Genomic DNA, 11464 nt, shown 5'->3' on the forward strand with positions numbered 1-11464 from the left:
CACCCTAGATTTAGAAGGATATCACAGTGGCAAGTTAAATCGGGTCGTGAATCAGGATAGATTGGAAGCCAAAGCTTGAATCCCCTGTGTTCAAAATGAAATATACAAGTGAATTACCAGACCTGGAACAATAAAATCGCATCTTATTTCTTTAAGCCTGAAATGGCTGGTTGTCCAGTACATCTGTATGTTACTGAGGATCTAATAGTAGAGCTTGGTCAAGCCAGCGGTGCTGATCTTCAAGATTTCATTAAGGCAGTCAAAACAGGTCTAGTTGGTGTGCCAGGTCGAGGCATTTGTCAGAAAGCCAGGGAAACCATGGAACACTGGCAATATCGATGCGGACGTCGAGATTATCCCTTGTATATCGGCTACTTAGCGCTATTTGTCTTGGCTGCGGGTATGGAAGGTGATTTTTCGGCTAATGCCTACTATCCCCGCTTGCGAGAATTACTCGGTGAAGAACCTCTCTGTGGAAAATATCCTGGCTTTGACCAAATGCGGGTACTCTGGGATGACTTGGAGAAGTGGTCTGAAGACAAGGATGCTGAATGGGGTATCTTCAATGTCAATATCGCTGGTAAGAGAAATCACGTTGGTTTGCCGATCGCACAAACTCTGCTGACAGAGGAAGAACTTAAAGCACTACCTGTTATTTTTGCTGAGTCTGACTTAGATCCGACTTTCCTTCCCTCCGACCAAGTGATCGCATTATTGCTGGCAAAACCCGGACGCAAACATCTGCGAAACCGAACGTTGCGCTTATTAGAAGAAACCAACGATAGTAATGAGTTACGACAAGCATTACTCGAAAGGATTGTTGATGAATTGCGTAATTGGGATGGAATGGCTGAACTTTCCGCTGAGAAGGGAAAGCAGGTTCACGGCATTTTAAGATTGTGCTGCAAACTTGATCAAATTGCTGAACGTGTAACCTTTACCCTGCGTTGCACAACTAAACAAGAATTTCCCGAAGATCACCTGTTTCTATCCTGTGATAGCCATTCTGATGTTTTCTCCTGTTATGAATACGGTATGGGTTGGTCTTCGCCAATCATATTAGAGTCAGAGGGGAGACATATTAACGCCTCTCAGTTTGATTGGTGTCAGGGTTTGCGGATGCAAGATTCTGACCAAAGGTGGTGTTTTAAGTTGCCGGCTTCCCCCATCCGATTATTCATAAAAGGAGACTCTCAAGGATTGAGAGGACTTGTAGAAGTTGGGCAACTTCCTCAAGGTTCTCCCTTTTATTTAGCGGCACATCAATCTTGTTGTCCTTTGATAAAAACATGGGGAGAATCTAGCTGCAAAGGATTTAAAAAGTTATTGATTACAGAAGGTTTGCCTCAAGGATGGCATTTTTTTAAAGTTGATGTTGCTTTGAGCGATGAGCTAGTCAAACGGTACTTTCCTATCTTAGCATGGTCAACCAATGTACAACTATATTGCCAGGGGGGAATACGTATTGATCAAAGTAATCGATTCTTTAAATTTGCGCCGCCGAAGTTAGTTATAAATGGTGGTAATGAATCGGTAAAATTATATTGTAATAATTTCCCTTTGGATGGTATTAATTCTACGCAAGTTTATGAACTACCTAAAGATGTACCATCGGGGAAAAAACTGGTGATTGAAGCCCGTAAAGAGGAGGAGGTGATCAAGCGTATTTCTCTCGTCTTCATAGAAGATTTCATCTGGTCATACAAAACTCCCAGGCAACAGTTCGACCAATTTGGGCATAGCCTAAATCAAGAAAGTAATCACAATAATCCACTAGGCGTTGCTGGGGCATTGGTAAGTGGTGTCAATCCACCTGCGTTTAACTTCAACACCCTTCTACCAATTAAAGAAAAACAGCATATTTTATTTTTAGGAAACTCACCCGGTCAAGTGATTAGGTGGCCCGAAGAACCAATACCTAGTCATTGGTCACCGATTTGGGCTATCGTCAAAGGAACTCTTTTTGATCAGGCAAAATTTTGCGGCACCAGCTTAGCAGAATCAGCCCCTTTGAAATCGCCCTATAAAGATCGGAGAAAACTTCAGCAATGGAAAGAAATTTTGTGGCATTGCCGCAAGCGAATTTTACCCCCTTTGGAAGATAGCCGCATACTCGCCTTATGGAAAAAATTTCAAGAGGAGGCAAGGCGTGTCTAATGAGAGTGATCAGTTACTTTACGTTATCTCAGCTAAAAAGGAAATGTCTTGGGTATCTTTTAAAGAGACATTTGATTATCTTTACCAGCTTCAAGCGGCTGCTTTGAGTGTAGATATAGACCGGATTAAGGACAAGAGATTTATAGCAGTTCGCGCCCTTGATTCATTGGGTCACTGTAATTTTGATTTCAGGGAAAATGGCAGTAGAGTATATGTGGCTCCTCCTGTATTGGTACGATTGCCCTGTGCGGGTCTACCCCAAGCCATTTTAGCCGGAGTGCGATCGCCTCAGTCAATCGAACACTTATCAAAGGCTTGTCAGTCTATTAGTTCTCATGTCAAGCTTGAGATTACACAACAGCCTGGTGAATTAGTACTGATGCCAGTGCGAGTGGCTGTTCAAGTCGGGGATGTAGCAGAACTCGAAGCGATCGCTGAGTCTGTTGGGATTGCTTTCCTGGAGACGCCCTCAGCTTGGTCGCTTCTTCATTTTGCTGCTTCTTTGGCAGATTACAAAAATACTCTCCACTGGTCTACTACCCCAGAATTAACCTGGAACCGTCAAACCTTTAATCCCAATTTTTGCCAGTTTCGCCAGCATCAAGCCACAGATAGTCATATCCGTCTGAGCCGATATAGTCATCCATCACGCAATACGTCGATTTATTATCTTTGGCAAGAGGAAAGCTGTACGCCAGTTGACCTGGATTGGGGGCGCTATGCTGTGCTTTCTTCACTCAGCATAAATGTCCTAGTCTATGACCCGCATCAATTGATTATGGCAGTACCAGCCGGTGCAAAGTTGCCACGACTTTTAGAGAGAGTTTTAACCCTATGCTCAGGCTATGTCGCAATATTTGTAGATCAACTGCCGCATAGCTCAGAAATACGGAGTTTTAACTTATTTTCAGCCATACCACCACAAATAGCAGAAATGACTGCGGCTAAATTAGGTCAGACTCTCTGCTTGCAATCTCTGGATATAAAAGGTTAAAACAAAACTAGACAGCGATATATTCATCAAACAAGAAATCATGCACGACCCGGTTGGTGCTTTCGACAACATCCGTCACAACTTCCTGCTATACATCAAGACAGCCTTTGGCACCAAGTTCCCTGAAATCGAACAGGAACGGGTAAGGCGTCTAGACCAACCGGGTATATTTTACCAAGACCCCTGGATTGAACCCCTCCCCCAATACCAGCGATCTGGCAAGACGATCCACCAGTTAGGAATTGAGGATGTTCCTGGATTAGATACAACGGCTCTTGAAGACTTCAAACAACTAGCTTCCTGTGGTTTGGTTGGGGACTACCAACTATATCGCCACCAATTAGAAATGCTCCGCAGGGCATTACAGGGTCAAAATGCGGTGGTAACAGCTGGTACAGGTTCGGGTAAAACCGAGTCCTTCCTATTACCCCTGTTTGCCTACCTTACTCAGGAGTCAAGGAACTGGGAAGCCCCTAACTCAGAGCCACCTCACCTGAATGACTGGTGGGAAAACGAGGATTGGCAAAATCAATGCAATCCCAGGGTAAACAGAAGACGCCGAATGCAGCGTTCTTACCGTATACCTCAAAGGAGTCATGAAAACCGGGACGCTGCGGTTCGAGCGTTAATTTTATACCCCATGAATGCCCTAGTCGAAGACCAGCTAACCCGACTCCGCCACGCCCTCGATTCAGAAGAGGCTCGACAATGGTTTCAAAATCATAGGAATGGCAATCGGATTTACTTTGGCAGATACAACGGCGTTACACCCGTACCAGGACATGAAATCAAACATAGTAACAACCCCAACACGAAAAAGATAGAAGCACTGGTCGAAGCAATGCGGCAGATGGAGCTATCAGCCAATGCTGCGGCTAACCACGCCCATGAAATTGGGGATGATGAGGTGAGGTTCTTTTTCCCTCGATTGGATGGGGCAGAAATGCGCTGTCGCTGGGATATGCAAGATGCTCCACCAGACATTTTAATCACCAACTACTGTATGCTCAGCATTATGCTGATGCGAGATGTCGATAGGAATATTTTCGACAGAACCAGGGAATGGTTACAGAAGGATGGCAGTGTTTTTCACTTGATTGTAGATGAACTGCACCTTTACCGGGGAACTGCTGGCACAGAAGTAGCATATCTCCTGAGATTATTGCTTCAACGGTTGGGACTGCATCCGGGTCATCCCAAGCTCAGGATTCTTGCCTCTAGCGCCTCTCTTGAGCCAAACGATCCACAAAGCCAGGACTTCCTCGAGCAATTTTTTGGTACACAATGGTATCCCGAACAGATTATTCCTGGCAATCTTGAGCCAATTCCAGCCATTGAAGATCAAGCGTTCCTTCCCAGCGAACCATTTATCACTTTGGCGAATTCTCCAGATGCCGACAATGCAGATACATTAGCTGAATCGGCACAATATCAAGTCTGCCAGGAGATTCTGGAATCGGAAAGTGCCGCCATCGGTGTCAGAATGCTCAACGCCTGCACTGATGATTCAGGTCAAACCCGCGCTGTCTCTCTGGCTCAGTTTGCCCAAGGTATCTTCGGTGAGCAGTTAGGTGCTGACACTCTGCGATCGGCAGCAAGGGGTTTACTCATGGCTCGTGGTTTATACGCAGGTAAGATGTCCCTACCCTCCTTCAGGCTGCACTGGTTTTTCAGGAATATTGAGGGACTTTGGGCTTGTACTAAACCGAATTACGATTGTCATGGTGATGAAAGCCGTGAAAATCGACCTGTAGGTCGGCTATTTGTGACAAATCCACCGATACTTTGGCAGCAGTACCGAGTTTTAGAGCTTCTCTATTGCGAACAATGCGGCACAGTCTTTTTTGGTGGCAATCGCCTTACACTACAAGACAATGAGGGTTGGGAGCTTCTGCCTACAGAGCCGGATATTGAAGGTATCCCTGACCGCCAAGCGGCTCGATTTCTGGAGCGCAGAACGTATTCTGAATTTGCCGTATTTTGGCCTTCAAGAGAACGTAACGAAGATGTCCCAAACCACTGGAATCACCCATCAAGACAAGGTGGCAGCACACAGAAAGCCTGGTGGGACAGAGCATCGCTAGACACCCTCAGTGGTCGGGTTATTTTGGGAGAGCCAGATTCGGCTACACCTGCTCAACAGTGGGTGAGAGGTTATGTCTTTCACTTACGCCAAACACCACCAGAAATACAGGAATTTATGGGAGCATTACCCTCAATTTGCCCCTGCTGCGCTGTCAATTACAGCAGGCGAGTACGTCGGAAATCTCCTATTCGAGGATTTCGCACTGGCTTTTCTAAGGTTAGCCAACTACTTTCTAAAGAACTGTTTTATCAGCTACCTGACACGGAAGAGTCCCGCAAACTGGTGGTATTTTCTGATAGTCGTGAAGATGCAGCTTCTATATCTAATGGCATTGAGCGATCGCACTACGATGACCTAGTTCGTGAAGCAATATTTGATGAACTTGGACAATTAGCTATAGGTGAACTACGCCTGCTAGAAGACTTACAACAGTACCATCAACCTACTCATCCTGAATCGATCCAGTTTGCTCATCATAACCCTAATGCTGTTACTGAGTTACAGCAGCAAATCGAATTGGCTAGTATGTCTCTGCCAGCCGGACTACCGCCTGTAGCCTTGCAAGCACTCCAAGTACAGCAGGACGAAGCGCAAACCAAACTTAACGAGATTCAGCAAAGAGGTAACACGCGCACAGTGCCTATCCGGTCGCTGTTTGAAGGAGAAAATCAAGCTCCAGGTTTGCTAATCCAAAGATTGGCAGCTTTGGGTGTCAATCCTGCCGGTAATGATATCCTTTATCAGGAGTATAATTATGATGGCAATTGGCATCATTGGACAGAGTTGTTTGACTTCGACTCTGAAGCTCCAGAATGGCGCTCTGATCTTTCTCCTGGCGCACAGGAAAGGCGAGAAAACAGACTTCGTCCCAAAGTACAATCTGAGGTCTGTACCCCCCTTTTCAGTCGCTTATACTTTGGGATTGAATCCTCGGGTTTAGGCTACGTTCGCCTAAATTTGCCGTCAGGAACAATAGATCATCTTGCTGCTCAATGCGGTATTGCATCTGAGCTATTCGAGAGCATCTGCGATGGATGCTTGCGAGTCATGGGTGACTTGTATCGTTACCAACAAGTAGATTCGCCGTATCGGATAGACGAATGGCTCAACTGGGATAATGCACGCGCTAGATTGCGTAATTACGTCAATGAATGTGCGACACAAAATGGGATTTCAGTACAGGAATTACGTCGGGCACTGTGGTCAGCTATTTGCACAGAAGGTCAACACCAGCACTTAATCCTTAATCCTCGGCATTTATGGGTGCGATTTGCCGTTCAAGATGACCCAGTATGGCAATGCGAATCCTGTGGACGACCTCATCTACACCGTGCAGGCGGTATCTGTACTCATTGTCTTACTCAATTGCCCACTGATCCTAACCAAACCTGTGCGGATTTGCATGAGTACAATTATTACGCCACAGAAGCAGTCAATCAGCGTCAACCTTTGCGACTCCATTGTGAGGAACTGACTGGACAAACCGATGATCAGGCAGAAAGGCAGCGACATTTCCGTAATATTGTTGTCAATATTGGCGACCAAGAACGACAGTTGATTCGTCAAGTAGACACTATCGATATCTTAAGTGTTACCACCACCATGGAAGTGGGAATTGACATCGGTAGCTTGATGGCTGTCGTCCTGGCTAATATGCCGCCGATGCGTTTTAACTACCAACAACGGGCAGGTCGTGCTGGTCGCCGGGGTCAGGCTTTCGCCATAGTCCTTACCCTTTGCCGAGGTCGTTCGCACGATGAATTTTATTACCAATATCCTGAACGAATCACGGGCGACCCACCCCCAGTACCTTTTCTGTCCATGTCTCAGGATGAGATTGCGCGGCGTCTGCTAGCTAAGGAATGCTTGCGACGGGCGTTCCTAAATGCGGGTGTCCAGTGGTGGGAAAGTCCAACACCACCAGACAGTCATGGGGAATTCGGCACAACGGATGGCTGGCTGATTAATGATCAGCGTCGCGAGATGGTTCGCAATTGGCTAGAAAATTCGCCGGAAGTAATCCAAGTAGTGAATGCTTTGCTTGTGGGTGTTGAAGGTATAAACCCAGAGGAATTGACAGATTTTGCGCGTCAAGAGTTATGTCAACAGATTGAGAATTGCGCCAATAACCGTGAATTGGCAGGTAAGGGGTTAGCGGAACGCCTTGCTGAGGGTGGTGTTTTGCCCATGTATGGGATGCCTTCAAGAGTTCGCAATCTTTACCATGGTGTGAATAACCGCCGCCAGCAGATCTATACAATTGACCGAGATTTGGACTTGGCAATCACGGAATTTGCACCAGGTTCCCAGAAAACTAAAGACAAACAAATTTATACCTCTATCGGTTTTACCGCGCCGTTACTTTGGGAAAACAATTTAGTACCCGCCGATAATGAACCGCTTTCTCAACGTCAATGGATGATGAGATGTACTCGTTGCCAGTACACGCAAACCTCTAATAATCAGTTTGAGGATACAATTTGCCCAAACTGTGAGGCAACTGAAGAAGAAGGATTCCGGATTTTTCAATGGGCTGTGCCATTAGCTTTCCGTACTAGCTTAGGTGGCGGCTCTGATGCCAGAGATGAAGATGAGTTAATTGTCGCTGGTGCTGGCAGTGTGGCAGAGTCACAGCCTCAAGATTTTGTCCTAATACCAAACACGAATACAAAGACTGCCTTTGCCGAGTCAGGGCGTGTCTTCCGCGTTAATGACAATCGAGGTCATCTGTTTCGAGGAGCAACAGGAACGGCTTCCCTATTACGGAATCGATTGGAGTTACCCAATCAGTGGATTGACGAGCGATTCCAGCAAGGCGGCGAACGAGGAGTGCAATTTCAAGCACAGGGAGAACAGGAGGCAATCGCGATCGCTGCACCGAAAACAACCGGCGTATTACGAATCAAACCTGCCACTGTACCATCTGGGTTATGCCTTGACCCTCTCGCTGAAGGTTCTGCCGTTAAAGCCGCCTTCTATTCTGCGGCTTTCATCGTCCGTGCTGTGACGGGGGAGGAGTTAGATATCGATCCAGAAGAACTCGATGTCAGTGGTTTGCGGCAGGTTGAACTGGAGGAAACTGGCGAGAAGGTAGGAGAAATTGTAATAAGCGATCGCCTCCCCAATGGTTCAGGCTTCACCTACTGGCTTGCTAACCACTGGCAAGAAATCCTCATCGGGATTGTCAATGCTGACCCTCACTCTAATACTTTTGCTAGTTCCCTGATTTCACCGCAGCATCGCCACGATTGCGATTCTTCCTGTTATGACTGCTTGCGCCAGTACCGCAATATGAACTATCACGGTTTGCTGGATTGGCGATTGGGGCTTTCCCTTCTCAGGGTGCTTGTAAGTGATACCTTTCAGTGTGGCTTGGATGGAAATTTTTCCAACCCCGACTTAGAAGGCTGGTTACAGACAGCAACTCAATTGCGTGATACTTTTTGTACATCATTCAGTAGTTGTCATCCACGCGAATTCGGTTCTCTATCCGGTTTCGAGATAGGTTCTAAACGGGTGATTATCGTGCATCCTTTGTGGAACCTGGAAAATCCTAGCGGTTTATTGGCTGACGTTATTGCAGCCGAACAGACAGATACCGCAGTTCGATACCTCGATACCTTTAATCTCCGACGACGTCCAAGCTGGTGTTATCAAGAATCACTGGCTCGACAAACATAAACCATTTCCTCAACTTTCATGGCTCCACTCTTTGACGATAAACGAATAATTTGTCCCCAGTTTCACAGAAAAAAGCGCATCAAAGCCTTCATCGCAACTCGGTAAAACCAGCTTTTTGTGCGTTGCTAAAATCCCCGGTACAGGAATCACTTGTTTCCCTTGGCGTTGAGCATTCCGTCGCTTACAATCCTCTAGAACCGATTGAAAATAATACCCCACCACCCGAAATCCCTTGTCCTTCGCGGGTAGGATATAACGCGCCCTATCTGCCGGAGTCGGATTCGTATTATCCACAACAAACCGCTGTTGAGCATCAAGACAGGCTTGAACCAGAATCTTTTCCCGATGCCTAGTTTTGAGCATATCCAGGTTAATCCGGATATGAGTATTATAAAAGCGTTCGCGGCAAAATGATGATTTCCCTGACGCCTGGATTCCTATTAAGATAACCGCTTCCATAGTGGTTTGACTTTATTGCTGCTCATACTAAATTAAGGCTGGTGGGCAATGCCCACCCTACGGTCTATTATTATGTCCACCTACTTATAACAGTGCTATCTGGACTGTGCCATTACCCTGACATTAGGATGGGAGTGACTGCGACGACTTATTGCGGTGTTGGTGATAGCGTCGGTAAATCTCAAGGTTTAACAAACAAGCCATCAACCAGGTTAATCCCGCCGCTTGCCCAGCTACAATATCCGTGAACCAATGAACACCAAGATACAGCCGACTGAACCCAATTAGGATAGTTAAGCCAATAATTAGGCTGACAATCCACCACCGCCAACGGCGAAAGTGATGGGCTAGCAAATAGCCAATAAAACCATAGATAACTACTGATAACATAGCATGACCACTGGGAAAACTGGAGGTATTAGGTTCACCCGTAGTCAGTTGCCAGAGTTGGGGACGTTGACGGTCAAATAACTGCTTAATTAACAGGTTTAATCCGGTTCCACCAATAGCTGTAATCGCTAACGCGGTAAAATAAACGCGCTGTTGTCGCACCCAAAATATTGTCCCTAAAATTAGACAAATCAAAACAACAACCACGCTTCCGCCGAGCAGCGAAGCCCCCCGCATCACCCAATCTAACAGCGGTGAATGGAGTTGTTTGACCAGCAACATGAGTGTTTTGTCAATTACCTGAGTTTGTTTTTCTAATACCTCGTCGGCAATTTCTAGAAACACCCAAAGCCCCACAATTGTCAGGATTATTCCTGAAATGGGGAGAATAGAAAGCTTCCATAACAGAGGTTTGTTGGTTTGCGATCGCCAAATCTGAATAATAGATGCAATAAGTTGATTTAATTTTTCCTTGAACACCGTTTATTTCCTATCTTGTCAAGAAGTTCTATTAACCATTCAATTAGAATATCACCAATAACTGCTCAATCAAACCTGCTTTTCATAAAATAAGTAATATTGTAGGGGCAGGTTTAGCCATTTAATTAGGATATCACCGATAACTACTCAACAAAACCTGCCCTTTCCCAAGACATCATCTATCAACCCCAGTGGTATTAGTGGATGTCAAAGAGAATTTAAGCGTAACCGAATTAGCATGTCATTCAACGCCTCTTTTGCTGATGGTGCGGCGGGGAGCTCACTCGACTGACTGGCTTGTTCTAATTCCTCATACAGCCGTTCGTATTCTCCCCGATAAAATGCTAAATCTCCTTCTTCTATGGGAGATTTTTCCGCACTGGCTAATTTATAGGCAATTAAATCTGAAATATACGATAACCTAAATTCTTGATTCAACTTGAGCAAATTTGCTTCCACTTCACCGGTTTTCATTAAATGAATACCAGTGAGTAAAACGCGATAGACATAAAGCAAGGGCTTAATGCGACGCGGACATTCTTTGCCAAACAGTCGCCACTGAGTTCGGGCAAAACCTAAGTAGTGATGGCTGTGGTGGCGGGTGATGCATCCTGGCGCGATCGCTTTTAATTCTTGATGTTCTGGCGTTGTATGAACAATGAGAGGAGAGTACAATTGCTCTAAGACATATCCATTCTTTTTTAACAGGAGAGAAAAGAACTTTTTGATATCATGAGTGACTATATCCAGTTCCAATCCGTCTCTAATTTTCGATGCTTCAATCGTCTCACTTCCTGTTTCCAGTCCGACTACTTCCTGTATTGGTAAAATGTGACTCCCGCGCAAATCGTAATCAGAATCTGGTGAGGGGAACCCATACAAATGTGATCCACTAATGGTGACAAATAATAGCGGATACGGCTGTTTGCCAATAGCAGGAAGTAAGTGATTTTGTTTTTTAATCATGATTTGCCTGATTTTTGAAAAATATCCCTACCGATTGGGTTAAATCGGATTAATTGGAAACCTTTGTCGGGGCGCAAAGCCTTCTTATGTGTCAACTTAAGCTCAAAATTATGCAATACATTGATTTGACCCCTCCCTAACCCTCCCCTTGCCAAGGGGAGGGAACTCGGATGAGTTTTAGTTATTCTGCCTAATCTTAATGTACTGACACTGAATCCACTAAAAAACTCTTTTGCTTATAGGGTTGCTGA

Annotated in this window: 6 protein-coding genes; 3 read left to right on the top strand and 3 right to left on the bottom strand. The window is 45.5% G+C overall.

Translation table 11 applies throughout. From position 1 onward, the window contains the following. Window positions 1–108: 108 nt before the first annotated feature. The 3 genes from ACLFWI_RS17775 to ACLFWI_RS17785 are packed head-to-tail and all read left to right on the top strand — an operon-like array spanning window position 109 to window position 8918. A complete protein-coding gene (locus ACLFWI_RS17775; RefSeq protein ID WP_446414023.1) occupies window positions 109–2157 on the top strand; it encodes a hypothetical protein in 2049 nt (682 codons plus the stop codon). After that, window positions 2150–3151 carry a hypothetical protein gene (locus ACLFWI_RS17780; protein WP_446414024.1) on the top strand — a complete coding sequence of 334 codons (1002 nt, stop codon included), beginning with the start codon at window positions 2150–2152 and terminating at the stop codon, window positions 3149–3151. The genes ACLFWI_RS17775 and ACLFWI_RS17780 overlap by 8 nt, the downstream gene beginning before the upstream one ends. 40 nt (window positions 3152–3191) lie before the next feature. After that, on the top strand, window positions 3192–8918 hold the full coding sequence (locus ACLFWI_RS17785; RefSeq protein ID WP_446414025.1) for a DEAD/DEAH box helicase: 5727 nt from the start codon (window positions 3192–3194) through the stop codon (window positions 8916–8918). 9 nt (window positions 8919–8927) lie between these two features. On the opposite strand, the gene ACLFWI_RS17790 is transcribed toward ACLFWI_RS17785, so the two are convergent. The 3 genes from ACLFWI_RS17790 to ACLFWI_RS17800 all read right to left on the bottom strand — a co-directional run bounded on the left by ACLFWI_RS17790 (window position 8928) and on the right by ACLFWI_RS17800 (window position 11213). Then, window positions 8928–9377: an AAA family ATPase gene (locus ACLFWI_RS17790; protein ID WP_446414026.1), complete on the bottom strand. Its 450-nt coding sequence runs from the start codon at window positions 9375–9377 to the stop codon at window positions 8928–8930. Between the two features lie 123 nt (window positions 9378–9500). Then, window positions 9501–10247: a phosphatase PAP2 family protein gene (locus ACLFWI_RS17795; RefSeq protein WP_446414027.1), complete on the bottom strand. Its 747-nt coding sequence runs from the start codon at window positions 10245–10247 to the stop codon at window positions 9501–9503. A gap of 207 nt (window positions 10248–10454) precedes the next feature. Then, window positions 10455–11213 carry a nucleotidyltransferase domain-containing protein gene (locus ACLFWI_RS17800; RefSeq protein ID WP_446414028.1) on the bottom strand — a complete coding sequence of 253 codons (759 nt, stop codon included), beginning with the start codon at window positions 11211–11213 and terminating at the stop codon, window positions 10455–10457. Between the last annotated feature and the right edge of the window lie 251 nt (window positions 11214–11464).

The sequence above is a fragment of the Coleofasciculus sp. genome, from assembly GCF_046539235.1.
Taxonomy (GTDB): domain Bacteria; phylum Cyanobacteriota; class Cyanobacteriia; order Cyanobacteriales; family Coleofasciculaceae; genus Coleofasciculus.

What these genes read in the sequence shown, in the direction of transcription:
- ACLFWI_RS17800 (WP_446414028.1), bottom strand. Translation starts at nt 11,213, where the DNA reads ATGATTAAAAAACAAAATCACTTACTTCCTGCTATTGGCAAACAGCCG.
- ACLFWI_RS17790 (WP_446414026.1), bottom strand. Translation starts at nt 9,377, where the DNA reads ATGGAAGCGGTTATCTTAATAGGAATCCAGGCGTCAGGGAAATCATCA.
- ACLFWI_RS17785 (WP_446414025.1), top strand. Translation starts at nt 3,192, where the DNA reads ATGCACGACCCGGTTGGTGCTTTCGACAACATCCGTCACAACTTCCTG.